This window comes from Bacillus sp. PK6-025, from assembly GCF_056530265.1.
Genome location: NZ_CP096509.1, coordinates 2431571 through 2458568, shown reverse-complemented (window position 1 = coordinate 2458568; position 26998 = coordinate 2431571). Strand labels below are relative to the sequence as shown.

Genomic DNA, 26998 nt, shown 5'->3' with positions numbered 1-26998 from the left:
TTTCTGTTGTAGTGTTGAAAGCCTATACATATTAGCGGGGTGGAGAATCGACTATGGAAAAAACCTTTGTGATGGTAAAACCTGACGGCGTTCAGCGTCAGCTGATCGGCGAAATTTTGTTAAGATTCGAACGTAAGGGCTTACAATTAATCGGAGCCAAGCTGATGAAGGTTTCAGAAGAGACGGCAGGCGAGCATTATAAAGAACATAACGGCAAACCGTTTTTCGGCGAGCTTGTCGACTTTATTACTTCAGGCCCGGTATTCGCCATGGTGTGGGAAGGCGAAGACGCAATCGCGGTCGCCAGACAGCTGATCGGGAAGACGAACCCTAAGGAAGCGCTCCCAGGAACAATTCGCGGAGACTTCGGCATGTTTGTCGGAAAAAATATCATTCACGGTTCAGATTCTCCTGAAAGTGCAGCACGCGAAATCAACTTGTTTTTTAAAGAAGACGAACTTGTTGAAGACGAGAAGTTAATGAATCAATGGATTTACTAAAAATCAGCTGAAAAGCTGATTTTTTTATATGGATCAGAATGGCTGCCGCCGGGTAGGCTTTTTTCTTTTTAAAGATACAAATTTAAAAGAAAACAAGCTATAATTGTACTCATATCAGCACGACGATTAGGAGAGAAAACATGGACAATTACAGTTTCTTTGTTGATAAATGGAAAAAAATAACTGGTGTGGATTTGGCATTGTACAAAGAAGCGCAAATGAAAAGAAGGCTAACGTCTCTTTATGAAAAAAAGGGGTACGGCGATTTCCGCGAATTTGCGCTTGCTTTAGAAAAGAATGAAGCTCTTCTGCAGGAAACGCTGGACAGGATGACGATTAATGTTTCAGAATTTTACAGAAACTATAAGAGGTGGGAGGTTCTCGAAAAAACCATCCTCCCGCTCTTAAAGCCTGCGAAAACATTGAAAGTATGGAGTGCGGCATGTTCAACCGGTGAAGAGCCGTATACATTATCGATGATTTTAAGCAGACAGAAAGGCCTCTCAGACTATCAGATCATCGCAACAGATATCGATGACAAAGTTCTTGCGAAAGCGAAAGAAGGCGTGTATCAGGAAAGATCTCTGCAGGAAGTGCCGAAAGAGATAAAGGAACTTTATTTTACGCAAGACGGAAACCGATTTGCCGTCAAAGACGAGATCAAGAAAAACATTCGCTTTCAAAAACACAATTTACTGGCTGATGCATATGAGAAAGATTTTGATATCATTGTATGCCGCAATGTTCTCATATATTTTACAGAGGAAGCAAAAGAGAAGATCTATCATAAGTTCAGCGGCAGTTTGAAGAATAATGGAGTTTTGTTTGTCGGAAGCACGGAACAGATCTTCAATCCGGAAAAATACGGTTTTCAATCGACAGATACGTTTTTCTATCAAAAAAGTTAGCTGACTTTTTATAAAAGGTTATGTTATAGTTTTACTTAAAAGCGTTAATGTGATGAAGGGAGAACGAAAGCATGAGGTATTTAACAGCCGGTGAATCTCACGGTCCGCAGCTTACGACAATTATCGAAGGAGTCCCAGCAGGGCTTTATATCACAACAGAAGACATTGATTACGAGCTTCAAAGACGTCAAAAAGGCCACGGCCGCGGACGCCGGATGCAAATCGAAAAAGATCAGGCACGGATCACAAGCGGTGTAAGGCACGGGCGTTCTCTTGGATCGCCGATCGCTCTCGTCGTCGAAAACAACGACTGGAAACACTGGACGAAAATCATGGGATCAGAGCCGATCACGGCTGAAGAAGAAAGCGAAATGAAACGACAGATTTCAAGGCCAAGACCGGGTCACGCTGATTTGAACGGCGCGATCAAATACGGGCACAGAGATATGCGCAACGTGCTTGAACGTTCATCTGCCAGAGAAACGACCGTCCGTGTGGCGGCAGGAGCCGTCGCCAAAAAGATCCTTTCCCAGCTCGGCATCCAAGTGGCCGGCCACGTGCTGGAGATCGGCGGAGTAAAAGCCGAAAAAACAAATTATGAATCTATCGAAGACTTGAAAAAAGTAACCGAAGAGTCTCCTGTCAGATGCTATGACGAAGAAGCGGGCAGAAAAATGATGGACGCGATCGATGAAGCAAAAGCAAATGGCGATTCGATCGGCGGAATCGTCGAGGTGATTGTTGAAGGGGTGCCGGTAGGAGTCGGCAGCTATGTCCATTACGACCGCAAACTCGACAGCAAGCTGGCTGCCGCCGTGCTGAGCATCAATGCTTTTAAAGGTGTTGAATTCGGCATCGGCTTTGAAGCTGCACGCAAAAACGGCAGTGAAGTCCATGACGAAATCATTTGGGACGAAGAAAAAGGCTATACGCGCGCTACAAACCGTCTCGGCGGCCTTGAAGGCGGGATGACAACGGGAATGCCGATTGTCGTCAGAGGCGTGATGAAGCCGATTCCAACGTTATACAAACCGCTCAAAAGCGTTGATATCGAGACGAAAGAGCCGTTTACAGCAAGCATCGAGCGTTCCGATTCCTGCGCTGTCCCTGCCGCAAGCGTAGTGGCTGAAGCGGTTGTTGCATGGGAAATCGCCAAGGCGATCGTCGAGCAGTTTGGCGTTGACCAAATGGACCGGATCGCTGAAAATGTTGAGAAAATGAGAAAGCTTGCGAGGGAGTTTTAATGAAATCACTTCAAATCGAAACCGCTTCTTTGTCCTACCCGGTGTTCATCGGGGGAGGCATTAGAAAAAACGCGGCAGAGCTCTTGTCATCCTTGAACCTTCCGATGACGAAAGTGCTATTGATCACCGACGAAGAAGTTGATAAACACTATGGAGAAGAACTGTTCGGCCTTCTCCGCAGCAAATGGCCCGTCAAAAAGGTTGCGGTGCCAAGCGGTGAACAGGCCAAATCAATCGATCTGTTTATGAAGCTCCAGACGGAAGCCATTCAATTTCACCTTGACCGTTCGTCATGCATTGTGGCGCTGGGCGGCGGCGTTGTCGGCGATCTTGCAGGGTTCGTCGCTTCAACTTTTATGAGGGGCATCGATTATGTGCAATTCCCAACGACTCTGCTGTCTCATGATAGCGCGGTCGGAGGGAAAGTTGCCATTAATCATCCGCTCGGAAAAAACTTAATCGGCGCTTTTCATCAGCCGAAGGCGGTGGTTTATGATACCGAATGCTTGAGCACGCTTTCTGAAAAAGAAATGCGTTCAGGTCTTGCGGAAGTCATTAAGCACGCATTTATCCGTGATGAATCTTTCTTGAACGAATTGCTTAAAATTGATTCAATTAAAGCGATTACGACCGGCCAGCTCAGTGAAATGGTGTACAAAGGCATTTCGATTAAAGCGGAAGTTGTCTCACAAGACGAGCGCGAACAGGGAATCAGGGCCTTTCTGAATTTTGGGCACACGCTTGGCCACGCCGTTGAAGCCGAATACGGCTACGGAGAGATGACCCATGGCGACGCTGTCGCTTTAGGCATGCAATTTGCTTTGTTTGTCAGCGAGAAGGTGTTGAATTGTCCTGTTGACCGTACAAAAATCGCCGCCTGGCTGAATAATCTCGGCTATCCGGAAAGCGTAAAACGCGAAGTTTCAACAGAAGCTCTCATCAATCGAATGATGAACGATAAAAAAACACGCGGAGGCATCATTCAGTTTGTTCTGCTGGATAAGATCGGCAGTGTGCGGCTGCACTCCTTTAAAGCCGATGAAATTGAACGATGGCTGAATATGTGGAGATTGGGGGGAGGCAAATGATGATGCGCGGAATTCGGGGAGCGACGACAGTTGACCAGGATACAGAAAAAGACATTACGGAGCGGACGAAACAGCTGATCGGAAAAATGATCGATGAAAATCAACTCAAACCTGAGCAAGTTGTGCAGATCTTCATTTCTGCCACTTCCGATATTCACGCTGCTTTTCCCGCAAAGGTCGTCAGAACGTTTGACGGCTGGCAGCATGTGCCCGTCATGTGCATGCAGGAAATGGATGTTGAACACGCCCTTAAAAAATGCATCAGAGTGATGATGACGGTTCAGACGGATATGCGGCAGGATGAAGTCCGCCACGTTTATTTAGAAAATGCCGTAACGCTCAGACCTGATTTATCATTGACAAAAAATACTGAATTGTAATACGATTGTAGAAACCTTGAAATACACAGGAGTGTGTATGGGGTTTTAGTTTAGAAAAGCTGAGTATGAGACTAGGGTAGATTGAGAATGAGCTGAGATGAGCTGAGTTGAGACAAAACGTTTATTCATTCTACCCAAAAGACGCTGTTCTTTTGGGTTTGTTTCGTTTTCCCCTCTTCAATTCAATCATTTGTCCTCTAAAGGCCTTCTTCTCATTCTCTCCGCCTGAATAAGGAGTGAGAGATTGTTGAGTCTGCAAACCGATTTTGCCTCTTTTTCAGAGGATACTTCACACTTTAAAACAATACCGATAATTGAGAGTTTTTCCGTCGATACGCTGACGCCCGTTCAATTGGTCGAGAAGCTGCAGGAAAACATCGTGTATTTGCTGGAAAGCCAGGATGAAACCTCTGCATGGTCAAGATATTCTTTCATCGGTCTGGACCCCTTTTTGACGATCAAAGAAGAATGCGGCCGGTTTCACGCCTGCGATCAAAAGCAGAAAAAGCTATATTCAGCTTCACAGTTAAAAGAAATTCTCGAATGGATGTCGGAGACATATTCGATCAAAGCGCCTGAGCTCGACATCCCGTTTACAGGGGGAGCGGTCGGCTATTTAAGCTATGATTTAATGCCGCTCATTGAACCGTCCGTCAAAGGGCACAGCAAAGAAACGGAGATGGAAAAATGCCTCCTGTTTGTCTGCCGGACGATGATCGCCTATGATCACGAGCTGAAAAAGCTGCATTTCATCCACTATGCAAGGCTTGAAGGCAGTGAAACAAGGGAGGAGAAACAGCGCATTTTTAAAAAGGGGAAAGAAGAGCTCAAACAGCTTACACAAAGGCTGTCAGGCCGGAAAACGACGAAAGAGCTGTTTCTCCCGCAAGGACGGCACACGGCCCCCAGCTTTAAAGGGGTTCAATCAACATATGAGAAATCCCGGTTTTTGGCCGATGTTAATCGCTTGAAAGAGTACATTAAAGCGGGAGACATTTTTCAAGGCGTCCTTTCGCAAAGGTTCGATATTCCGGTGAAGGTCAGTTCTTTTGAGTTATACAGAGTGCTGAGAATGGTCAACCCGTCCCCGTACATGTACTACATGAAGCTTCCTGACCGCGATCTCGTCGGAAGCTCGCCTGAACGCCTGATCCATGTTCAAAACGGTCATCTTGAAATTCATCCGATTGCCGGCACGAGGAAAAGAGGCGGTGATCAGGCTGAAGATAAGCGGCTCGAAAAAGATCTTTTAGCTGATGAGAAAGAAAAAGCGGAGCACTACATGCTCGTCGATTTGGCGAGAAATGATATCGGCAGAGTAGCTGAGTACGGATCTGTCCAAGTGCCCGAGTTTACGAAAATCGTTTCCTTTTCACACGTCATGCACATCATTTCGATCGTAACCGGCTCGTTAAAAGCGGGCGTTCATCCGGTAGACGCTTTAATGAGCGCATTTCCGGCCGGAACTTTGACCGGCGCTCCGAAAATCCGCGCGATTCAGCTTTTAAATGAACTTGAGCCCGAACCGAGGGAAACATATGGGGGATGCATTGCTTATATCGGATTTGACGGAAATATCGATTCATGCATCACGATCCGGACGATGAGCGTGAAAAACGGAGTGGCGTCCATCCAGGCCGGAGCAGGCATCGTAGCCGACTCCGTGCCTGAAAAAGAGTGGGAAGAGACCTGCAATAAAGCGGGGGCTCTGTTAAAAACGATTCAAATCGCTGAAGAAATGTTTCTCGAAAAGGGGGAGGACGGCAATGAACGAACTGCTGAAATCATGCGTTAATGGAGGAACAATGAATGAAACCGAGGCACACAGCATCATGCGTGACATGATGACCGGCTCGCTGAGCGCCGCGGAAATTGGAGGCCTCCTGTCCGTTCTCGCCTACAGGGGAGAAACGGCTGAAGAGATTGCGGGATTTATCAGAGCCATGCGGGAGCAGGCGCAAACAATAAACGGGCCGGAAGATGTTGTTGATACGTGCGGAACCGGAGGAGACGGAAGCTCCACCTTCAACATTTCCACAGCGGCGGCGATCATCGCTTCATCAGCCGGGGCAAAAATCGCCAAACACGGTAATCGTTCCGTTTCTTCAAAAAGCGGGAGCGCTGATGTTCTCGAATATCTCGGCGTTTCAATTCAGACGTCGCCTGAAGAAACGATTCAGAGCATTGAACGCCGCAATATGGGATTCCTCTATGCGCCAAGCTATCACTCTTCCATGAAGCACGTGGCCGGCGCAAGGAAGGATTTGGCTTTTAGAACCGTATTCAATCTGCTCGGCCCGCTCAGCAATCCAATGAAAGCCAAGCGCCAGGTGATCGGCGTCTACTCGATTGAAAAAGCAAAGCTCATGGCCCGCGCACTTGAAGCGTTTGAACCGGAACACGTATTGTTTGTATCGAGCCGGGACGGTCTTGATGAACTGTCGATCACATCGCCGACAGATGTGATTGAACTGAAAGGCGGCAAAACATACGAATACACCGTTGAGCCTGGCGATGTCGGTCTGCCGTTCGGCAGCATAAGCGACATTCAGGTGGCGACGCCTGAAGAAAGCGGCCGTCTCATCGTCGATATTTTGAAAAACCGCGCTCCGGATTCGGCTGTTCATATCGCAGCGTTTAATGCCGGAGCCGCTTTATACGTCGCAGAACAGGCGCCGGGTTTAAAAGAAGGCGTTGCACTCGCTTTAGAAGCTGTTGCAAGCGGTGAGGCGCTTGATCAGCTGGAACGATTAAAACAGAAAGAGGAAGAGTTGTATGCTTAATCAAATTATTGATAGAAAACGAGAAGACATTCTGAAAATCGAACTGCCGGAAGATTTGAAGCTGCCAAAGCGGTCATTTAAAAAGGCGCTTCTTTCTCCTAACCGGTTTGTCGCTTTAATTGCGGAGGTGAAAAAAGCTTCACCGTCAAAAGGTGTGATTCAGGAAAACTTTGAGCCCGTACAAATCGCTAAACAGTACGAACAGGCTAAAGCCGACTGTTTGTCTGTTCTGACAGATACACCTTTTTTTCAAGGGAAGAACAGTTATTTGTCAGATGTGAAACGCTCGGTTTCGCTGCCAGTACTGCGCAAGGATTTTATCATTGATTCCATTCAGGTTGAAGAAGCGGACCGCATCGGAGCGGATGCGATCCTGCTGATCGGAGAAGCGCTTGAACCGCAAAAGCTGTTTGACCTCTATCAGCAAGCTGCTGAAAAAGGTATGGATGTGCTTGTCGAAGTTCATGGCGAAGAGACGCTTGAAGGTATTTTAAATGTCTTTACACCCGAAATCATCGGCGTAAACAATCGAAATCTAAAAACCTTTGAAACATCCGTCGGGCAAACGGAGCGTATGGCAAAACTCGTTCCGTCAGGTACCGTTCTTATCAGCGAAAGCGGCATCGGACAATCGGAAGACCTCGCTTTTGTAAAAGCGTGCGGAGCCCGGGCTGTGCTAGTCGGCGAATCGTTAATGAGAGAGCCGTCACAGCTGAAGGCTGTCCATGCGTTATTCGGAGAGAACGGATGATGGAGAAACCGGGCTTAAAATATTGCGGGATTCATTCATTGGAAGATTTAAAGGTGACAGCCCGCTCGAAAGCCGATTACCTCGGATTTATTTTCGCCGAAAGCAGACGGTCGGCAGACCCGGAGGATGTGAAACGCTGGTGTGGCAAAACGGATACAGCGGGTAAAAAGCTTGTCGGCGTCTTTGTTAATGAAAATATTTGCAGAATAGCAGAAATCGTAAAAGATGCCGGTTTGGACGTGATCCAGCTTCACGGAGATGAAACAGAGGCAGACATCAAGCGGCTGAAAAGCATGACAGACTGCGAGATTTGGAAGGCGCTCCACCATGGGGATGATACCGTTCAGCGCATGGCATCTTTCGCACCTTACATCGACGGGTATGTCATCGACTCGTCTGTTAAAGGGCTCAGAGGAGGAACGGGCGTTTCGTTTTCGTGGGACAGCGTTCCGATGTATAAAGATGCAGCGCAAAGAGAAAGAAAGCGACTGTTTATCGCCGGGGGCGTGAACCCGGACACAATCGCGGATCTTTTAAAGCGGCGCCCGCCGGGAATCGACCTGGCAAGCGGAATTGAAGAAAGAGGCAGGAAAAGCGAAAAGCTGATCGGCCTTTTAGAAGAAAGGATGTTCGAACATGTATTCATATCCGAATGAACAAGGCAGGTTTGGTGATTTTGGCGGGAAATTCGTGCCGGAAACACTCATGCAGCCTTTGGAAGAAATCGAAAAAGCGTTTCTTGAACTGAAAGACGACCCCTCGTTTCAAAAGGATTATCAAAAGCTTTTAAAAGACTACTCAGGCAGGCCGACGGCTTTGACGTTCGCTGACCGGCTCACAAAGCAGCTGGGCGGAGCGAAGATTTATTTAAAAAGAGAAGATTTAAACCATACAGGCGCCCACAAAATCAACAATGCCCTCGGCCAGGCTCTGTTGGCCAAGAAAATGGGGAAAACAAAGCTCATCGCTGAAACCGGCGCAGGGCAGCACGGCGTGGCTGCGGCGACTGTCGCTGCAAAGTTCGGCTTGTCATGCATTGTCTTTATGGGTGAAGAAGATGTTGCCAGACAATCGCTGAACGTGTTCCGGATGAAGCTCTTGGGAGCGGAGGTCGTTCCGGTGTCAAGCGGAAACGGGACATTAAAAGATGCTACAAACGAGGCGATCCGTTACTGGGTTCAGCATTGCCAGGATCATTTTTACATGATCGGTTCCGTCGTCGGGCCGCACCCGTATCCTTATATCGTCCGTGAATTTCAACGGATGATCGGCGAAGAGGCGAAAGCGCAGTTTTATCAATTGGAGCAAAGCCTCCCCGATAAAGTTGTCGCCTGTGTCGGAGGCGGAAGCAATGCGATCGGGATGTTCAGCGCATTCATTGAAGAAACTGTTGAACTGATCGGAGTCGAAGCTGCGGGAAAAGGTGTCGACACCCCCCTTCACGCGGCAACGATCACAAAGGGTACAAAAGGCGTTATCCACGGTTCTTTGACCTACTTGATTCAAGACGAGTACGGACAGATCATTGAGCCTTATTCCATCTCAGCAGGCCTTGATTATCCGGGGGTCGGCCCCGAGCACGCTCATCTTCATCAAACAGGGCGCGTCACATATGAATCTGTCACTGATGATGAAGCGGTCTCGGCATTAAGGCTGCTGACAGAGACAGAAGGCATTTTGCCGGCTATTGAATCCGCCCATGCATTGGCAAAAGCATTTGACATCGCTAAAGAACTGCCGAGAGAGAAAAGTGTTCTCGTCTGCCTTTCAGGCAGGGGAGACAAAGACGTCCATACCTTGATGAAGGTGTTGGAAGAAGAGGTGAATCAAGATGTTCAATCTGAAAAAACAGCCGTCCGATAAGTTATTTGTTCCGTTTATTACAGCGGGAGACCCGCTGCCTGAAATCTCGATCGAGCTGGCGAAATCCCTTCAAGAGGCGGGGGCGTCCGCCCTTGAACTCGGGGTTCCGTATTCTGATCCGCTCGCTGACGGCCCGGTGATTCAGCGCGCGTCCAAAAGGGCGCTTGACAACGACATGAACATCGTAAAAGCGATCAGGCTTGGCGGTGAAATGAAAAAAAACGGCGTCCATATTCCGATTATTCTCTTTACGTATTATAATCCTGTGTTACAATTAGATACAGATCACTTTTTCGCTTTACTGCGACAAAATCGGCTAGACGGACTCCTTGTACCGGACCTTCCTTTTGAGGAAAGTGTATATTTGCAGCAGCAGTGTAAAAAACACGGGATTACCTATATTTCGCTGGTCGCGCCGACAAGCGAATCGCGCATTCAAAAAATAACGCAGCAAGCGGAAGGTTTTGTGTATTGCGTTTCTTCGCTCGGTGTGACAGGTGTGCGCAATGAATTCGAAGATTCTGTTTCTTCATTTATCAGGTCAGTTAAAGGAATGAGCTCCGTCCCGGTTGCCGTTGGGTTTGGGATTTCCAGCTCCAAACAAGTGGAGATGATGAATGAACTGGCGGACGGCGTTGTCGTGGGAAGCGCCCTTGTCAGAAAGATCGAAGAGCTGAAAGACGAACTCATCGCCCCTGAGACAAGGGAACAAGCCTTAAAGGCGTTTGAGGCATACGCTAAGACATTTAGCGGATCGTACATGGTAAAATGAGGTGACAGAATGTTGCAAATTAAAGAACAGTTAAAACAATTAACGCCTTACAAGCCGGGCAAACCGATTGAAGAGGTCAAAAAAGAATTCAACCTCGACCGGGTCGTCAAGCTCGCTTCAAATGAAAATCCTTACGGCTGTTCGGAAGCGGCAAAAGCAGCGCTCCAGACCGAAGTGCAGCAAATGGCTCTCTATCCTGACGGCTATAGTGCGGCATTAAGAACAAAGCTTGCCTCCCATCTCGGCGTAAACGAAACGAACATCATCCTTGGAAACGGAACGGACGAAGTCATTCAAATTATTTCCCGCTCTTTGTTGGATCCTGCATCAAACACTGTAATGGCGAATCCGACATTTTCACAATACAAGCACAATGCTGTCATCGAAGGAGCGGAAGTCAGGGAAATCGGCCTGCTTGAAAACGGCTGCCACGACCTGGATGCAATGCTGGAGGCGATCGATGAACAGACGAAGGTTGTCTGGGTTTGCAGCCCGAACAATCCGACCGGAACGTATGAATCCGGCCGCAACCTGATCCGTTTTCTTGAAAAAGTCCCGGAACATGTCCTTGCTGTCGTCGATGAAGCTTATTACGAATACGTAACGGCTCAAGACTACCCTGAGACCATTCCGCTTTTGGAACGCTTTTCGAACTTGATGATTCTCAGGACGTTTTCAAAAGCTTACGGTTTAGCGTCTTTGAGGGTCGGCTATGGGATTGCCTCTGAACAGCTGATTCAGGCGGTTGAGCCGGCGAGACAGCCGTTTAATACAAACCGGCTCGGCCAGGCTGCCGCGCTTGCCGCGCTGGGCGATCAGGCATTTATCGACGATTGCGTGAAAAAAAACAATGAAGGGCTCAAACAGTACTACGATTTCTGTGATGAGCACGGGCTAAATTACTATCCTTCACAAACGAACTTTGTGCTGATCGATTTTAAACGGAATGCAGACGAACTTTTCATGGATCTGCTGAAAAAAGGCTATATCGTCAGATCGGGGAATGCGCTCGGCTTTCCGACATTCCTTAGAATATCGGTCGGTACGAAGGAACAGAACGAAGGCTTGTTGAAAACGTTAGCCGGCATGTTGTAAGAGGTGATGATTCAGTCACCTCTTTAGTCTATTGATGAACTTAGGTGATAAAAAATGACTCAACCAAATGAAACGATTTTATTGGCCGGTTTGGGCTTAATCGGCGGTTCGATCGCCCTTGCCATCAAAAAGGAACACCCCGGCAAACGGATCATCGGGTTTGACGTGTCAGAAGAGCAGGCAAGAGCTGCACAAAAGCTTGGCGTTATTGATGCTCCGGCTGTTTCTTTTTTAGAAGGGGTGAACGAAGCATCAACCGTTTTTTTAGCGGCGCCGGTCGAACAGACGCTTCACATGCTTGATGAACTTGCCGCTTCAGGCATCAGAAAAAAGCTGCTCATTACAGATGTCGGCAGCACGAAACAAAAGGTCGTCAGCCATGCCGAGAAAGTGCTGCCGGATGAATACAGGTTTATTGGGGGCCATCCGATGGCCGGATCGCATAAATCGGGCGTCGCAGCCGCCAAAGACTTCCTTTTCGAGAACGCGTTTTACATTTTGACGCCTTCCGGCTCCGCCGGCAAAGAAGCGGTTGCTTCCTTAAAAGATCTGCTCAAAGGAACAAATGCAAAGTTTGTGGAAATGTCTCCGGCTGAACACGACGCCGTTACAAGCGTGATCAGCCACTTTCCGCACGTCGTAGCGGCCAGTCTCGTCCACCAGACCGTCAAATTCGAAGATCATTATCCGCTCGTCAAGCGTTTTGCCGCAGGGGGCTTCCGCGATATTACGAGAATTGCCTCAAGCAGCCCGGCGATGTGGCGCGATATTCTTTTGCACAATAAAGATAAAATATTGGAACGGTTTGACGAATGGAAATTTGAGCTGGACAGAATCCAGTCTTTTATCGAAAATGAAGATGCAGACGGGCTGTTTGAATTTTTTCGGCAGGCCAAGGAATACCGCGACGGTCTGCCTTTGCGGCAAAAAGGCGCGATTCCTTCCTTTTACGATCTTTATGTCGATGTCCCCGACCATCCCGGGGTCATCTCGGAAATTACGGCGATTCTCGCTGACGAGAAAATCAGCATTACGAACATCCGGATTATTGAAACAAGGGAAGACATAAATGGTGTTCTCAGAATCAGCTTTCAGTCCGATGAAGATCGAAAACGCGCCGAAAAATGCATTCAAACCCGTGCAAAATATGAAACATTTTATGCTGATTGAGGTGGAACACATGAAAAGAGGAAAAATCAGTTCACTAAAAGGAGAGCTTCATATTCCGGGAGATAAATCCATCTCTCATCGCTCTGTTATGTTCGGAGCCATAGCAGAAGGGAAAACTGTCATCAAAAACTTTTTGCCAGGAGCTGACTGCTTGAGCACGATCGCCTGCTTTCGGAAAATGGGTGTGGAAATCGAACAGAATGGCAGTGATGTCACCGTCCTCGGCAAAGGGCTCGATCAGCTGGCTGAACCTGCGGAACTCCTTGACGTGGGGAATTCCGGAACGACGATCAGGCTGATGCTCGGCATTTTGGCGGGACGCCCGTTTCACAGTACAGTCGCCGGCGATGAGAGCATCGCCAAAAGGCCGATGAAGCGTGTCACAGAACCGCTTCGAAAAATGGGAGCGAAAATCGACGGCCGCGCCGGAGGGGAATATACACCGCTCTCTGTCCGCGGCGGACATCTGGCAGCGATCGATTTTCAGTCGCCTGTTGCAAGTGCGCAAATCAAATCTGCCGTTTTGCTTGCAGGTCTGCAGGCCGAAGGCGCCACAACGGTGACGGAGCCTCATAAATCAAGAGACCATACGGAACGGATGCTGTCAATGTTCGGTGTCAGCCTTCAGGAAGATGAAACAAGCGTAACAATTGAGGGCGGGCAGCAGCTGAAAGCGGCCGAAGTCTTCGTGCCGGGTGATATTTCATCAGCTGCGTTTTTCCTGGCAGCGGCTTCCCTAGTTCCTGACAGTGAAGTCGTGCTTCGCAATGTCGGACTCAATCCGACCAGGACGGGAATCATCGATGTCTTGAAAGAAATGGGGGCCGATCTTGAAATCGAAGAAAAAAATGCCGGAAACGCCGAGCCGTACGGCGATCTCAGAATCAAAACGTCCTCTTTGAAAGCCGCTGAGATTTCGGGCGATTTGATCCCGCGCCTCATCGATGAAATACCGATCATCGCTCTTCTCGCTACACAGGCTGAAGGAACGACGGTCATCAAAGACGCGGCTGAGCTCAAAGTAAAAGAAACGAACCGAATCGATACCGTCGCCTCAGAGCTGAAAAAAATCGGTGCGAACATCGAGCCGACAGAAGACGGGATGAAGATTCACGGCAGGACACCTCTTACAGGCGGCGCGAAAGTCTCAAGCCACGGGGACCACCGGATCGGAATGATGCTGGGAATCGCCGCCTGCATCTGCGAGCAGCCGATCGACATTTTACAGCCTGAAGCTGTGAGCGTCTCATATCCTTCGTTTTTTGAACATATTGAAAAGCTTGCAAAAAAAGCCTGAAGCCTTGTGCTCAGGCTTTTTCAGCCCGGAAAATCATGAAAGCCCGGCGTTTGATCATAAAACGAATGTCTCCCGCATAGCTTGTCTTAACAGAATCAATCTGCTTCATACAGGTGTGCGGGCAACATATTTGCCGGAAGCCGCCGCGTGAATTATGATAGTAAGTAACTCACCGTGATATGCCGGCTGATACGGCAGGCGATGAATTGACGAAAGAAAGGGACGTTTAGATTTGAATACTTCGATTCAAGAAGCCATAAAATTAGTTGAAGCAGGCCACCCGGAAAGCGGATTGAAAAAGCTTGCTGATATCGAGTCTGACCTTCATGATGAAGACAAAGCCATAGTAGCTCAGCTGTATTACGAATGGGGCATTGTCGATAAGGCTATCGCCATCGCGAATGATCTCCATGAACTGTATCCGGATGAAACGGAACTGACATGCTTTTATGCCGAACTCCTCATCGAAACCGATCAGGAAGAAAAAGCGCTGAGCGTGCTCGAAACGATTCCGGAAACAGATGAAGCGTACCCGCAGTGCCTGCTTTTAATGGCTGACCTCTATCAGATGCAGGGTCTGTTTGAAGTCAGCGAGCAAAAGCTGTTAAAGGCCCAAGCCATTTTGCCGGATGAGCCGGTTATCGATTTTGCTTTGGGAGAGCTGTATTTCACTCAGGGAGCTTACGGCAAAGCGGTCCGTCAATTCAAAAAAGCGGCCGAAGAAGAAGCCGTCATCGGCGGCGTCAATGTGTACCAAAGGCTGGCGGAATCATTAAGTTCATCCGGCGCGTTTGAAGAAGCGCTTGAATGGTATGAAAAAGCCGTCAAGGAGAACCCGGAGCCCAACACACTGTTCGGGTTTGGTTTTACGGCGCTGAAAGCGGGGTATCCTAAAACTGCGATTAAACAACTGACAGAGCTGAAGGAAATGGATCCTGCTTATTCTTCACTTTACAAGCCTCTGGCAAACAGCTTTGAAGCAGAAGGGCTTTATGAAGAAGCATTTGAAACGGCAAAAGAAGGAATCCGCTTCGATGAATTCAACAAAGAGCTTTATCTTTCCGCTGCAAAAGCAGCCTTAAAAACGAAAAGGCATTCGGAAGCGAAAGAGCTGCTTCGTGAAGCGCTCGCGCTGGACCCCGGATATCTGGAAGCCGTCCATGCCCTGCTTGCGCTGTTTCTTGAAGAAGAAGACGATGAGAGCATTATTGAACTTGTACAGGAAGTCCGCAAATACGGAGAGGATGATCCGAAGTTCAGCTGGCATCTGGCATCGGCATTCGCCCGGACAGAGGCGTACGACAAGGCGCGTGAGGAATATGAGAACGCATTTTTGCACTATCGGGATGACGCCGATTTCCTTTACGAATATTCAATGTTTCTGCTAGAAGAAGGACGGCGGAAAGAAGCGCTGCCTCTGCTGAAAAAACTGGCAGAGCTCGACCCGGCAAACGAGGAAGTCCAGGAGACGATTTTCAGAATCGAAGATGAAAATTCCTTTGAATAAGCAGGATATGATCGGTTTGTGTGGAATTTATAAAGTAATACACAAGATGCGATAGAGGAGGGAATAACATGCAGACCCCTGTTTCTGTCAATGAAAAAAAAGATTTTATCCGCTGGTTTCTCAACCATTATCAGCTGAAACGAAGAGAGTGTGTATGGATTCTGAATTATTTAATGAGCCATGACTCGCTGATGGAAAAAGTGCATTTTGTCGAGCAGGCCGAATTTTGTCCGAGGGGCATTATCATGTCTACCCACTGCGTTGAGGAAGTGCCTTTTCGTTTTTATAAAGAAAATGTCATGACGACCGATGCAGAAAAATCATTTCATGATATCAGGCTGAATAAGCAGCAGGATCTCTTTATCCAGCTGAACTTCCGCTCAGCCTATAATTCTCCGGAATATGCGGCGGTACTCGAAGCCAACCCCCATATTCCGAAAGACCTATATGAAAATGAAAAAGATAAAATTGTCGCTGAACAGATTTTGGAGCATTCCATTTCCACTTTTCAGAGACAAAAGCTGCTGCGGGAAATCGATGAAGCGCTTGACCGCCAAGATAAAGAAAGCTTCGAAAAACTAGCTAAACAACTGAGCCAGCTGCGATAATCCGCTGCTATCAAGCCTTGCCGAGAGCAAGGCTTGTTCAGCTCTGGAGAAAGCGCTGTCAAAACGAGGAGGCCGGGAGCCGTGAAATGGAATACGCACGATGCGGATATTTACTTGAACGCGAAAGAATACATCGATACAGCTGTCATCCCTTTAATATCGGTTAATTTGGGAGATCAGTTTAAATCGGCCGTATCAAAAGGGGAATTTACGTCTATACTTGCAGAAGAACTTGAAAGGCAGCTGAAGGGCAGAATCTATTTGTTTCCGCCCTGTACATATTTAGATGCGAATGAAAAATCGGCGCAGCATATCGCCGATTTAAAAGAAATGGCCGGAAAACATTTTCGCCACATCGTTTTTTTAACGACGGATGAACGCTGGAAGCAGGTGCTCGAAAGCGAGCAAAAGCTGCTGTGGGTTCCGGCGATTCCTCTCGAACATATGAAGGATTCGTTAAAGCAGAAGCTGCTGGAAGACCAAATTGAGCAAATATTGAACATTTTGTTACAATATTGGAACTCTTAATAAAAACACTTACATTTCCTTTGTATAATGATTTTGGGAATGTTGACCTTCCTAAAATATTGATATATTATGAGGGTGTCCTAGTTTCATGAATTTTTTTCTATTTCAGTTATATTGTAGCTGGGGACTTGAGGGGGGATATGAAGATGAGCGAAAAAAGACATCGGGTATCCAGACGTCAGTTTTTAAACTATACGCTGACCGGAGTCGGCGGCTTTATGGCGGCGGGGATGCTCATGCCTATGGTTCGCTTCGCGCTCGATCCGGTTTTAAGGCCGACTGAAGATCAGGACATGGTTCAGGTTGTCAGCGTTGATGAATTGACAAATGAACCGCAGCGCTTCGATTTTAAAATCAAACAAGTGGATGCCTGGTACGAATCGGAAGAATCGAGATCAGCGTGGGTTTTCAAAAGTGGGGACGAAATTGTAGCTTTATCACCGGTTTGTAAACATTTGGGGTGTACGGTCAACTGGAACAGCGATCCTAAAAATCCGAATAAGTTCTTTTGTCCGTGCCATTACGGACTTTATGAAAAGGATGGTACCAACGTGCCCGGAACTCCGCCGCTTGCTCCTTTGGACCGCTATGAGCAAGAGGTTAAAGACGGCTACCTTTACTTAGGGAAAGCCAAGCCGAGGAAGGATGGGTGATCATGCTAAACAAAATTTATGACTGGGTGGACGAAAGACTTGACATTACGCCGCTCTGGCGGGACATCGCCGACCATGAAGTTCCTGAACACGTGAACCCGGCTCACCATTTTTCAGCTTTCGTGTACTGCTTCGGGGGATTGACGTTTTTCGTTACGGTGATTCAGGTGCTGTCCGGCATGTTTTTGACGATGTATTACGTTCCGGATATTAAAAACGCCTGGGAATCTGTTTATTATTTGCAGAATGAAGTGGCGTTCGGACAGATTGTAAGGGGAATGCACCACTGGGGTGCAAGCTTGGTCATTGTGATGATGTTTCTTCATACGCTCAGGGTTTTCTTCCAGGGGGCCTATAAGAAGCCGAGAGAGCTGAACTGGATTGTCGGCGTTTTGATCTTCTTTGTCATGCTCGGTTTAGGTTTTACAGGCTACCTTTTGCCTTGGGATATGAAAGCTCTGTTTGCGACAAAAGTAGGTTTGCAGATTGCTGAGGCGACGCCGCTGATCGGCTCGGAAATTAAAACGCTGCTTGCCGGTCATCCGGATATTGTCGGCGCTCAGACGTTGACGCGCTTTTTTGCCATACACGTCTTTTTCCTGCCAGCCGCTCTGTTCGGACTGATGGCTGCACACTTTATCATGATTCGCAAGCAAGGAATTTCTGGGCCGCTGTAAGCGAGCGACTCAATTGAGAAGGAGGGGATGGCATGAAGAGGGGAAAAGGGATGAAGTTTGTCGGTGATTCACGGATCCCGGCGGAAAGAAAACCGAATATTCCAAAAGATTATTCCGAATTTCCAGGGAAAACGGAAGCGTTCTGGCCGAATTTCCTGTTGAAAGAATGGATGGTCGGGGCGGTTTTCCTTGTCGGTTTTCTCGTGCTGACCATCGTGCATGAGCCTCCGCTCGAGCGGATGGCAGATCCGACCGATACCGGCTACATACCTTTGCCAGACTGGTATTTTCTATTTCTTTACCAATTGCTGAAATACGAATATGCTGCCGGGCCGTATACGGTGGTCGGCGCAATTATTATCCCGACAATTGCATTCGGAGCGCTATTATTGGCACCGTTTCTTGACAGAGGCCCTGAAAGAAGGCCGTTTAAACGCCCGGTTGCCGTAGGGTTGATGCTTTTGGCAATTTCAGCGACGATTTTCTTAACATGGCAGTCCGTTGTCACCCACGACTGGGCCGCTGCTGAAGAGCAGGGTAAGATCAAGGAAGAGGCCAATATAGATACGAGTGCAGCAGGGTATAAGATTTATCAGGAGCAAGGCTGTATTTCGTGCCATGGAGACAACATGCAGGGAGGAGCGGCAGGCCCGTCTCTCGTTGACAACGGCTTGTCTCCGGAAGAGATTGCGAAAATCGCCAAGGAAGGAAAAGGCGAAATGCCTGCTGGCGTTTTTAAAGGATCTGATAAAGAGCTTAAAGAACTGTCTAAATTCATCTCCGAAACAACGGCGAAATAAAACGGTTGTCAAGTTGATGAAGGCAGGCTATACTCTTGATAGAGCTGAAGCTGACGCCAAGTCAGCCTCTCGGGCTGTCGACGATGTCGATGGCCTTTTCAATTTTGACCGCTGCTGATCGTGAACCGTACGGAAGCCGGAAAGGCCGCTGCTTCTTGGCGCACGTTTCTGCGGTCAGTCTGTGAAGCTGACTCGGCGGCGGCTTTTTTTATTTAAAGAGACTGTGAGTTGATTGCTTTGAAACTGATTTCCTACATGCTCGCTCAAAAGCCGCTGCTTCTGCTGCTTTTGATCATTAATTTCTTCGGTACGGTTTACGGGTATTACTGGTACCTTCCGCAACTGACGAATACGCCTGCGAAATTTCTGATTTTCGTTCCCGACAGCCCGACGGCGACATTGTTTTTTTTATTTGTTCTCATCGGACTTTTATTGGGAAGGAATGCTCCTCTCTTTGAGGCGCTTGCGCTTGTTACGCTCGTCAAATACGGGCTGTGGGCGGTTGTGATGAATATTCTTGTGCTTGCGGTGTCCGGAAGCCTCCATTGGACGGGCTATATGCTGATCGCGTCGCATTTCGCAATGGCTGTGCAAGGCGTGCTGTACGCCCCTCATTACCGGTTTAAAGGGTGGCATTTGGCGCTTGCGGCTGTTTGGACGCTGCATAATGATGTCATTGATTACTTGTTTGGCATGATGCCGAATTATTCAATGCTCGATCAATATATGCCGCAGATCGGCTATTTTACATTTTGGCTCAGTATCGCTTCGATCGCTTTGGCCTATTACTTGGTTTTGTCCCGGAAAGCTTTTAAGCTGTAACACGGATTCACAATCTAGGTCTAACCTTGTCCCTCTCTTCATACGCTTTAATAGAAGGAGTGGGAGGGACCGTAATGATACGAAAGGTGATCCTTTGCATGATGCTTGCGCTTGTTTTTCCTGCGGCCGGTTTAAAAGCGAAAGAATCATTGGCTTTGCAGGAATTGACGGAACTGTCAGATACGGTATTCCAGCTAACAAGGCAGTCTCAATATGAGGAAGCGGTACAAATTCTTCAATACTTTGAAAAACGGCTGAAAGCAGCGGAGAATGGGGAAACAGAGGGTATTATGACAGGCTCGGAAATCCGCCAGGTCAGTCTGGCCTACCATGATACGCTGAAAAGGCTGGAAAGCGAAGATGTCGCACAGCAGGAAAAATTTAAAGCCGCTGCCCAGTTTAGAATGCTGATGGACGCCATAGAATCTGACCATGATCCGCTGTGGAGCAGTTTGAAAAAGCCGATCATGGATTCTTTCAGCGCTTTGAAGGCCGGGATTCAGAAAGAAGACAACCTGACATTCAGGGAAAAGTGGAATCATTTTTTATCCTTGTATGATACGATTTATCCAAGCTTAACGATTGATGTTTCGCCAAAGCAGTTAAAAAGCGTCTCCAACCATATTGCGGTCGTGGAAAACGGGGGCTTTCAGCAAATGACGGAAAGCAGCAAGCTGGAAAGGCTGACGCTTTTGGAAAAAGATTTGGAAGATGTGTTTGATCAAGTAGAAGAAGATGATGCAGACCCTTCACTATTATGGGTCATCCTGACGACAGGAAGCATTATCCTCTCGACGCTGACATATGTCGGTTTCAGAAAGTATAAAGCTGAAGAGGACAGGCGCAGAAAAAGAGAAAAAGATTGGCCGAAATAAGAAGCTCCGCTGATCGCGAGCTTCTTTTTTTTGCTGACCTTCAATCAGCGTGTGATGGGATTTTTGTTCTCATCAAGCGTAAACCCTTCTCCCAGAACGTCGTGTACGTCGCTTACGGCTACAAAAGCGTGCGGGTCGACAGAGGTAATCACGTTTTTCAGCTGGAAAACCTCATTTTTCGGAACGACGCAGTAGAGAACGTCCCGCTCTGTTTTCGTATATGACCCCTGACCTTTTAAAACCGTGACGCCTCTTTCCATTTCTTCAATGATTTTGCGCTGGATCTGGTCGTTTTTTTCAGAGATGATGGTGGCGCCTTTTGCAGCATAACCGCCTTCCTGCATAAAATCGATGACCTTTGAGGCGACAAATACGGCAACAAGCGTGTACATCGCTTCCTTATAGGAGAGGTAAAAAATAAGGGATAATGTAATGACGCAGGCGTCAAACACAAACATGGCTTTGCCCATCGGCACTTGAAAATATTTGTTGATCAGCCGCACAATAATATCGACGCCGCCCGTCGTTCCGCCATATCTGAAAATAATGCCCAATCCGGTACCGATAAACACGCCTGCAAAAAGAGCCGCGAGCGCAAGATCGTTTTGTAGCGGCATATGAATCTGGAAGCGCTGAAAAATCCATAAAAACACCGACAGACTGACTGTGCCGAGAATGGTATATGAGAAAACCGTTCTGCCGAGGAGTTTCCAGCCGATGAAGAAGACCGGGATGTTCAGCACCAGATTGGATATGGAAGGATCGATGTTAAACAGGAAATAAAGCAGCAGGGTAATGCCGGTAAAACCGCCTTCCGACAAGTTGTTCTGCATATTAAAATGAACGAGTCCAAAGGAAAAAACAGCGGCGCCTGCTAAAATAAACAGGACGTTCTTCATTCTGATGTCTCCGAACATAAAAAAACTCCTTTCCTTCCATAAGCTGGCGTTAATATTATAGTGTATCCGTTTTAAAACAGCAAACCCGTCTTAAACATTTGTCAAACTTGTTTGAATTCGCTAACATGTAAGAGATGACAGGAGGTTTTGTCAGCATGACGAAAGAAAAAACGATGAAAGATATACAGCGTGAGGTTGACGAATATATCGGCCAGTTTAAAGAAGGCTATTTCAGTCCGCTTGCCATGATGGCCAGGCTGACGGAAGAGCTTGGCGAACTGGCGAGGGAAATCAACCATCATTACGGTGAAAAGCCGAAGAAAAAAACCGAATCGGAAAAAAAGATCGATGAAGAAATCGGCGACGTATTGTTCGTTTTAGTTTGTCTTGCGAATTCGCTTCATATATCATTGGATGAAGCGCATGATATGGTCATGGAGAAGTTCAACACCCGTGACAAAGACCGCTGGACAAGAAAAGAAGAAGGAAAGTAGAGGAGAATCAAGATGCAAAAGGAGACCATTAAAATCGCAATAGCAGGACCGCGCGGAAGAATGGGAAGCGAAGCGGTCAAACTTGTTGAAGATACCGCACATTTTGAGCTTGTCGGTGCAATCGACCGTACATATAACCGTGAAAAGCTGTCAGACGTGATGATATCAAGTTCAGAAGCCGTCATTTACACCGATATTACCGAATGCTTTTCAGAAACGGCTCCGGACGTTCTAATTGATTTGACAACGCCGGAAATCGGCAAGCTACATACAAAAATCGCGCTGGAGCACGGCGTCCGTCCTGTTGTGGGAACGACAGGATTTTCTGAGAGTGACTTGAACGAGCTTATGGAACTGACCGACGAGAAGGGGATCGGAGCCATCATCGCGCCAAACTTCGCGCTCGGAGCCGTGTTGATGATGAAGTTTTCGCAAATGGCTGCCAACTATTTTACCGATGTCGAAATCATTGAACAGCACCATGATCAAAAGCTTGACGCACCAAGCGGAACGGCCTTGAAAACGGCGGAAATGATTTCGGCTGTTCGCGAAGCGAAAATGCAGGGGCATCCGGATGAAAAAGAAATTCTGCCGGGAGCAAGAGGAGCCGATCAAAACGGAATCCGTCTCCACAGCGTTCGTCTGCCGGGATTGATCGCCCATCAGGAAGTGATGTTCGGCGGAGACGGCCAAACCTTGAAAATCCGTCATGATTCATACAACCGCGCATCTTTTATGTCTGGTGTGAAACTGGCTGTTGAACAAGTGATGAAAATCGATCAGCTTGTCTACGGCCTTGAAAATATCATAGAGTAACAAGAAGGGGGAAATCGCTTTGAAAATCGCCTTAATTGCCCATGACCGAAAAAAACAGGACATGATTCAGCTGACGACCGCTTATAAAGATATTTTAAAAAAGCACGAGCTGTTTGCGACAGGGACGACCGGTTTAAAAATCACCGAAGCGACAGGGCTGCCCGTCGTGCGTTTTCAATCGGGACCGCTTGGCGGAGACCAGCAGATCGGTGCTTTAATTGCGAAAAATGACATCGACCTTGTGATTTTTCTGAGAGACCCGCTGACGGCCCAGCCGCACGAACCTGATGTGTCAGCTCTTATCCGCTTGTCTGACGTTTATGCCATTCCGCTCGCCACCAATATGGGAACGGCGGAAATCTTGATCCGATCTGTCGAGGAAGGCGCGTTTGAATTCAGAAACATTGTCCACGGCGGGGATCGAGATGCTTGATATACTGGCTTTCGGCGCGCACAGCGATGATGTAGAAATCGGCATGGGAGGAACCATTGCCAAATATACTAAAAAAGGCTTTCAAATTGGCATCTGCGATTTAACCCAGGCTGAACTGTCTTCAAACGGAACAGTCGAAACGAGAAAAAGCGAAGCGGCGCAGGCGGCCGACATTCTCGGCGCCAGCGCGCGGATTTCCCTCACGCTGCCGGACAGGGGGCTGTTTCCCAGCCAGGAGGCGATCAGGGAAGCGGTTGCCGTCATTCGAAAACATAAGCCGAAGCTTGTCTTTGTCCCTTATCCGAAGGACCGGCATCCCGATCACGGGCATGCAGCGGAAATCGTCGAAGAAGCGGTCTTTTCCGCTGGAATACATAAATACGAAGATGCAGAAAAACAGCCGGCCCATAAAGTCCAAAACGTGTACTACTATATGATCAACGGTTTTCACAAACCCGAATTTGTCATCGACATTTCCGAAACGATCAATCAAAAAAAGGAAAGCCTTGCTGCTTATCAGAGCCAGTTCACCCGTTCCCGGCAGTCGGTTGAAACACCGTTGACGAACGGATATATTGAAACGGTCGAAGCAAGGGAAAAGCTTTTGGGAAAAGAGGTCGGCGTCGCATACGCGGAAGGGTTTTTTTCAAAGCGGACTCTTCTGTTAAACAACGATTTATTTGGGGGCGGATGATGAAACAGTTAAAAATCGGAATCACATGTTATCCGAGTGTCGGAGGATCAGGAATTATCGCTACCGAGCTCGGCAAGCTCCTTGCGGAAAAAGGACATGAAATTCATTTTATTACATCAAGTGTTCCGTACAGGCTCAATAAAGTGTATTCCAACATCTATTTTCACGAAGTCGAAGTCAATCAATATGCCGTGTTTAAGCACCCGCCGTATGATTTGGCTTTGGCCAGCAAAATGGCGGAGGTGGCGAAGCGGGAACAGCTTGATGTTCTGCATGCCCACTACGCGGTGCCTCACGCGATTTCCGCTTTTTTAGCGAAGCAAATGCTGAACGGAAACATTAAAACGGTCACAACGCTGCACGGCACAGATATAACCGTTCTCGGCTATGATCCGTCTTTAAAAGATCTGATCAAATTTGCGATCGAGTCGTCTGACCGCGTAACAGCGGTTTCTTCAGCTCTTGCCGCGCAAACGTACGATTTGATCAAACCGAACAAAAAAATCGAAACGATCTATAATTTTGTGGATGAGCGCGTGTATTTAAAAAAGCAGGAGCATCATTCGCTGAAAGAGCAGTACGGCATCGCCCCTGATGAAAAAGTGATCATCCACGTATCCAATTTCAGACAGGTGAAGCGCGTGCAGGACGTCATCCATGTCTTCAGCCGCATTGTCAAACGAATGAAGTCGAAGCTGATTCTCGTCGGCGACGGGCCGGAGATGACCGTGATCTGCCAGCTTGTCAGACAGCTCGGACTAAAAGATGATGTTCTTTTCCTGGGCAAACAGGACAGCGTAGAAGAGCTTTACGCCATCAGCGATTTAAAGCTGCTTTTGTCCGAGAAGGAAAGCTTCGGTTTAGTGCTGCTGGAGGCGATGGCCTGCGGCGTTCCGTGCATCGGCACCAATATCGGAGGTATTCCCGAGGTGATCAAAAACGGTAAATCCGGTTACTTGGTCGATGTAGGAGATATTGAAGGCGCAGCTCGTAAAGCGCTCCATTTGCTGACTGATGAAAGCCTGCAGCGCCAGTTTGCGGAAGCGGCGCTAGAAAGCATCAAGGAGCGCTTTTCTTCCAGTAAAATCATCGCGCAATATGAAGAAATTTATCAACAATTAACAGACGGGGAGTGTGACAATGGAGGATCTCTTTTTGAAGGCTCTTCCTCTCCTTCGTGAGCTGAAAAAACACGGCCGGCAGGCCTACTTTGTAGGCGGATCTGTCAGGGATGCCCAAATGAACCGGGATATCGGTGATATTGACATCGCTACAGATGCATCCCCGGAAGAAATTGAAGCCATTTTTCCGAAAACCGTTGATGTCGGAAAGGAACACGGAACCATCATCGTCCTCTTTGAGGGAGAATCCTATGAGGTGACGACCTTTCGTGCAGAGCTTGAGTACGAGGATTACAGAAGGCCGAGCGGCGTTCAGTTTATCAAATCGCTGAAAGAAGACCTGAAGAGGCGGGACTTGACGATTAATGCTATGGCGATGGATGAACAGGGGAGACTGATCGACTATTTCGGCGGACTCCGCGACATCCGGGAAAAATTGATTCAAACGGTCGGCGACCCGGCGGAGCGTTTTCACGAAGATGCGCTACGCATGCTGCGGGCGCTCCGTTTTATGAGTCAGCTCGAGTTTGAGCTTTCTCCAAATACAAAAAAAGCGATTTGCGAAAACCGTCTGCTCTTGGCTCATATTTCTACAGAGCGGAAAACGGTTGAATTCGAAAAGCTTTTAAAAGGAAAAGCGGCGGACAGGGCTTTGGAAGCGGCGGCTGAAACAGGGCTTTACAAGGAGCTTCCGGGGCTGGACGGCAAAAAGGAGCGCGTTCTGGCTGCCCGTGCTTTTCCTTTTTACCAACTTCAAAAAAGAGCGGATATATGGGCGGCTTTCATTCACATGATATCACTCGATTCCGCTGAGGCTCACCGGTTTTTAAAAGGGTGGAAGCTTCCGGGGAAAGTCATAAAACAGGCGCTCCTGACGGCTGAACGAATCGATCAAAAATGGGATGCCGTCTCGATGTATGAGGCGGGGGAAGAGACGCTGCTGTCCGCTTCCGCCATCCGCAGCTTAAGGGACAAGCAGGCAATCGATGAAAAGCGGCTGGCTGAAATCAGACAGTCGTACCGCGCGCTTCCGATTAAAAGCCTGAAAGACCTGGCGGTGTCTGGAAGCGATTTGTTGAATTTCAGAAAGAAGCCGGCCGGGAAATGGGTGTCCGATGATTTGAAACGGATTGAGCGGGCCGTGTTAAGCGGGGAGCTTGCCAATCAAAAAAAAGCCATAGAGGAGTGGCTGGATTCATGCAGTCAAATTTAAGAAAGAAACTCATTCAATTGTTTACAGAGGCCGACGGCGAATTCATTTCAGGCCAGAAAATCAGCGAAGAGCTCGGATGCTCAAGGACCGCCGTTTGGAAGCATATCGAAGATCTGAGAAAATCGGGATATGAACTTGAAGCGGTCCGAAAGCTCGGCTATAAAATGATAAAAAAACCTGACAAAATCACCGAAGATGAAATCAGGCTCGGGTTAAAAACGAAAAAAATGGGACAGACCATCCATTTTCAGGATGTCGTCTCATCAACTCAAAAAATCGCCCATGAGCTAACAAACAACGGTGCGCCGGAAGGAACGATCATCGTTGCCGACAAGCAGACTGAAGGAAGGGGAAGAATGGCGAGAGCATGGCATTCCCCAGAAGGAAACGGCATTTGGATGAGCATCATTTTAAGACCTGAAATGCCCGTACAAAAAACGCCGCAGCTGACGCTTTTAGCCGCAGTCGCGATCGTTCAGGCAGTCGAAGAGCAAACCGGCATCGCAGCTGAAATCAAATGGCCGAACGATATTTTGATCAACCGCAAAAAAGTCGTCGGGATCTTAACCGAACTGCAGGCGGAAGCCGATCAGGTCCATTCTGTCATCGTCGGAATGGGGATCAACGTCAATCAGCTTGCTGGCGACTTTCCGGAAGAATTAAAAGAAACAGCGACAAGCCTTCGTCTCGCAAGCGGTGAAAAAATCGACAGAGCCGCTTTGATTCAAACGATAATGGCGACATTTGAAAAAAGGTATGAAGACTATCTCGCCTACGGTTTCGAGCCGATCAAGCTTTTATGGGAGAGCTACGCTTTGAGCCTGAACCGTGAATTGACGGCCAGGACGCTGAACGGAACGTTTCACGGCAAAGCGCTGGGAATAGACGAAGAAGGCGTCTTGATCCTGGAAACGAGTGACGGCATCAAAAAAATATACTCCGCCGATATCGATATAAATCCGTCATAGTTGGAAGGATCCATGCGTTTTTGGTATACTTCGGATGGG

General features: G+C 47.9%; 31 protein-coding genes. 30 read left to right on the top strand and 1 reads right to left on the bottom strand.

The features are described from left to right. The first annotated feature begins 53 nt into the window (after positions 1-53). The 23 genes from ndk to ypjB all read left to right on the top strand — a co-directional run bounded on the left by ndk (position 54) and on the right by ypjB (position 20321). Positions 54-500: a nucleoside-diphosphate kinase gene (gene ndk / locus M1D67_RS12640; protein WP_003182994.1), complete on the top strand. Its 447-nt coding sequence runs from the start codon at positions 54-56 to the stop codon at positions 498-500. 140 nt (positions 501-640) lie between these two features. Next, entirely contained in the window at positions 641-1408 is a 768-nt protein-coding gene (locus tag M1D67_RS12635; RefSeq protein WP_020451958.1) for a CheR family methyltransferase, read from the top strand. Between the two features lie 71 nt (positions 1409-1479). Then, positions 1480-2652: a chorismate synthase gene (gene aroC, locus M1D67_RS12630; protein ID WP_020451957.1), complete on the top strand. Its 1173-nt coding sequence runs from the start codon at positions 1480-1482 to the stop codon at positions 2650-2652. Next, positions 2652-3740 (top strand): 3-dehydroquinate synthase, encoded by a 1089-nt coding sequence (gene aroB / locus M1D67_RS12625; RefSeq protein WP_479831322.1) that lies wholly within the window; start codon positions 2652-2654, stop codon positions 3738-3740. Before aroC ends, aroB begins: the two co-directional genes overlap by 1 nt. Beyond that, complete coding sequence (gene aroH / locus M1D67_RS12620; protein ID WP_023857449.1) at positions 3737-4120, top strand: chorismate mutase; 384 nt, start codon at positions 3737-3739, stop codon at positions 4118-4120. The genes aroB and aroH overlap by 4 nt, the downstream gene beginning before the upstream one ends. Positions 4121-4367: 247 nt before the next feature. Continuing rightward, complete coding sequence (gene trpE / locus M1D67_RS12615) at positions 4368-5915, top strand: anthranilate synthase component I (protein ID WP_025811223.1); 1548 nt, start codon at positions 4368-4370, stop codon at positions 5913-5915. Further along, entirely contained in the window at positions 5887-6903 is a 1017-nt protein-coding gene (gene trpD, locus M1D67_RS12610) for an anthranilate phosphoribosyltransferase (protein WP_105981044.1), read from the top strand. The genes trpE and trpD overlap by 29 nt, the downstream gene beginning before the upstream one ends. Then, the gene (gene trpC / locus M1D67_RS12605) at positions 6896-7654 is read left to right on the top strand and encodes an indole-3-glycerol phosphate synthase TrpC (RefSeq protein ID WP_105981043.1); all 759 of its coding nucleotides are present in this window, start codon (positions 6896-6898) and stop codon (positions 7652-7654) included. The genes trpD and trpC overlap by 8 nt, the downstream gene beginning before the upstream one ends. Further along, positions 7654-8310, top strand: coding sequence for a phosphoribosylanthranilate isomerase (locus M1D67_RS12600; RefSeq protein ID WP_025811224.1), 657 nt, complete (start codon positions 7654-7656; stop codon positions 8308-8310). Before trpC ends, M1D67_RS12600 begins: the two co-directional genes overlap by 1 nt. After that, the gene (gene trpB / locus M1D67_RS12595) at positions 8291-9517 is read left to right on the top strand and encodes a tryptophan synthase subunit beta (protein WP_023857444.1); all 1227 of its coding nucleotides are present in this window, start codon (positions 8291-8293) and stop codon (positions 9515-9517) included. Before M1D67_RS12600 ends, trpB begins: the two co-directional genes overlap by 20 nt. Then, positions 9486-10289: a tryptophan synthase subunit alpha gene (gene trpA, locus M1D67_RS12590; RefSeq protein WP_026579384.1), complete on the top strand. Its 804-nt coding sequence runs from the start codon at positions 9486-9488 to the stop codon at positions 10287-10289. The genes trpB and trpA overlap by 32 nt, the downstream gene beginning before the upstream one ends. A gap of 9 nt (positions 10290-10298) precedes the next feature. After that, positions 10299-11384 (top strand): histidinol-phosphate transaminase, encoded by a 1086-nt coding sequence (gene hisC / locus M1D67_RS12585; RefSeq protein WP_105981042.1) that lies wholly within the window; start codon positions 10299-10301, stop codon positions 11382-11384. A 54-nt stretch (positions 11385-11438) separates the two neighbouring features. After that, entirely contained in the window at positions 11439-12554 is a 1116-nt protein-coding gene (locus tag M1D67_RS12580) for a prephenate dehydrogenase (protein ID WP_105981041.1), read from the top strand. Positions 12555-12564: 10 nt separating this feature from the next. Continuing rightward, a complete protein-coding gene (aroA, locus tag M1D67_RS12575; RefSeq protein ID WP_023857440.1) occupies positions 12565-13851 on the top strand; it encodes a 3-phosphoshikimate 1-carboxyvinyltransferase in 1287 nt (428 codons plus the stop codon). 232 nt (positions 13852-14083) lie between these two features. Further along, on the top strand, positions 14084-15358 hold the full coding sequence (locus tag M1D67_RS12570) for a tetratricopeptide repeat protein (protein ID WP_035338515.1): 1275 nt from the start codon (positions 14084-14086) through the stop codon (positions 15356-15358). Between the two features lie 68 nt (positions 15359-15426). After that, positions 15427-15966 carry a ReoY family proteolytic degradation factor gene (locus M1D67_RS12565; protein WP_020451944.1) on the top strand — a complete coding sequence of 180 codons (540 nt, stop codon included), beginning with the start codon at positions 15427-15429 and terminating at the stop codon, positions 15964-15966. A gap of 81 nt (positions 15967-16047) precedes the next feature. Continuing rightward, complete coding sequence (locus tag M1D67_RS12560; protein WP_025811228.1) at positions 16048-16494, top strand: YpiF family protein; 447 nt, start codon at positions 16048-16050, stop codon at positions 16492-16494. 146 nt (positions 16495-16640) lie between these two features. Then, the gene (locus M1D67_RS12555) at positions 16641-17147 is read left to right on the top strand and encodes a QcrA and Rieske domain-containing protein (RefSeq protein WP_003182954.1); all 507 of its coding nucleotides are present in this window, start codon (positions 16641-16643) and stop codon (positions 17145-17147) included. A gap of 2 nt (positions 17148-17149) precedes the next feature. After that, positions 17150-17824, top strand: a complete 675-nt coding sequence (qcrB, locus tag M1D67_RS12550) for a menaquinol-cytochrome c reductase cytochrome b subunit (protein WP_003182952.1) — start codon at positions 17150-17152, stop codon at positions 17822-17824. Between the two features lie 32 nt (positions 17825-17856). Beyond that, positions 17857-18624, top strand: a complete 768-nt coding sequence (locus M1D67_RS12545; protein ID WP_020451942.1) for a menaquinol-cytochrome c reductase cytochrome b/c subunit — start codon at positions 17857-17859, stop codon at positions 18622-18624. Between the two features lie 35 nt (positions 18625-18659). Next, a complete protein-coding gene (locus tag M1D67_RS12540) occupies positions 18660-18809 on the top strand; it encodes a hypothetical protein (protein WP_164468298.1) in 150 nt (49 codons plus the stop codon). Positions 18810-18861: 52 nt separating this feature from the next. Continuing rightward, positions 18862-19446: a lipoprotein heptaprenylglyceryl N-acetyltransferase LhaT gene (lhaT, locus tag M1D67_RS12535; protein WP_026579388.1), complete on the top strand. Its 585-nt coding sequence runs from the start codon at positions 18862-18864 to the stop codon at positions 19444-19446. Between the two features lie 74 nt (positions 19447-19520). Further along, on the top strand, positions 19521-20321 hold the full coding sequence (ypjB, locus tag M1D67_RS12530; protein ID WP_035338516.1) for a sporulation protein YpjB: 801 nt from the start codon (positions 19521-19523) through the stop codon (positions 20319-20321). A 44-nt stretch (positions 20322-20365) separates the two neighbouring features. Here the strand turns inward: ypjB and M1D67_RS12525 are convergent, their stop codons facing one another. Further along, the gene (locus tag M1D67_RS12525) at positions 20366-21238 is read right to left on the bottom strand and encodes a YitT family protein (RefSeq protein WP_023857433.1); all 873 of its coding nucleotides are present in this window, start codon (positions 21236-21238) and stop codon (positions 20366-20368) included. A 137-nt stretch (positions 21239-21375) separates the two neighbouring features. Here M1D67_RS12525 and M1D67_RS12520 point away from each other — a divergent pair, with 137 nt between their 5' ends. Genes M1D67_RS12520 through M1D67_RS12490 form a run of 7 tightly spaced genes read left to right on the top strand, consistent with a single transcriptional unit; the run spans position 21376 to position 26959 of the window. Further along, complete coding sequence (locus M1D67_RS12520; protein WP_023857432.1) at positions 21376-21714, top strand: nucleotide pyrophosphohydrolase; 339 nt, start codon at positions 21376-21378, stop codon at positions 21712-21714. Between the two features lie 12 nt (positions 21715-21726). Next, complete coding sequence (dapB, locus tag M1D67_RS12515) at positions 21727-22530, top strand: 4-hydroxy-tetrahydrodipicolinate reductase (protein WP_020451937.1); 804 nt, start codon at positions 21727-21729, stop codon at positions 22528-22530. 19 nt (positions 22531-22549) lie between these two features. Beyond that, positions 22550-22963: a methylglyoxal synthase gene (gene mgsA / locus M1D67_RS12510; protein WP_020451936.1), complete on the top strand. Its 414-nt coding sequence runs from the start codon at positions 22550-22552 to the stop codon at positions 22961-22963. Beyond that, positions 22956-23657, top strand: a complete 702-nt coding sequence (bshB1, locus tag M1D67_RS12505) for a bacillithiol biosynthesis deacetylase BshB1 (RefSeq protein ID WP_020451935.1) — start codon at positions 22956-22958, stop codon at positions 23655-23657. Before mgsA ends, bshB1 begins: the two co-directional genes overlap by 8 nt. After that, positions 23657-24838, top strand: coding sequence for an N-acetyl-alpha-D-glucosaminyl L-malate synthase BshA (gene bshA, locus M1D67_RS12500; RefSeq protein WP_025811230.1), 1182 nt, complete (start codon positions 23657-23659; stop codon positions 24836-24838). Before bshB1 ends, bshA begins: the two co-directional genes overlap by 1 nt. Then, positions 24798-25991, top strand: a complete 1194-nt coding sequence (locus M1D67_RS12495) for a CCA tRNA nucleotidyltransferase (protein ID WP_020451933.1) — start codon at positions 24798-24800, stop codon at positions 25989-25991. The genes bshA and M1D67_RS12495 overlap by 41 nt, the downstream gene beginning before the upstream one ends. Next, the gene (locus M1D67_RS12490; protein ID WP_020451932.1) at positions 25976-26959 is read left to right on the top strand and encodes a bifunctional biotin--[acetyl-CoA-carboxylase] synthetase/biotin operon repressor; all 984 of its coding nucleotides are present in this window, start codon (positions 25976-25978) and stop codon (positions 26957-26959) included. The genes M1D67_RS12495 and M1D67_RS12490 overlap by 16 nt, the downstream gene beginning before the upstream one ends. The last annotated feature ends 39 nt before the right edge of the window (positions 26960-26998 follow it).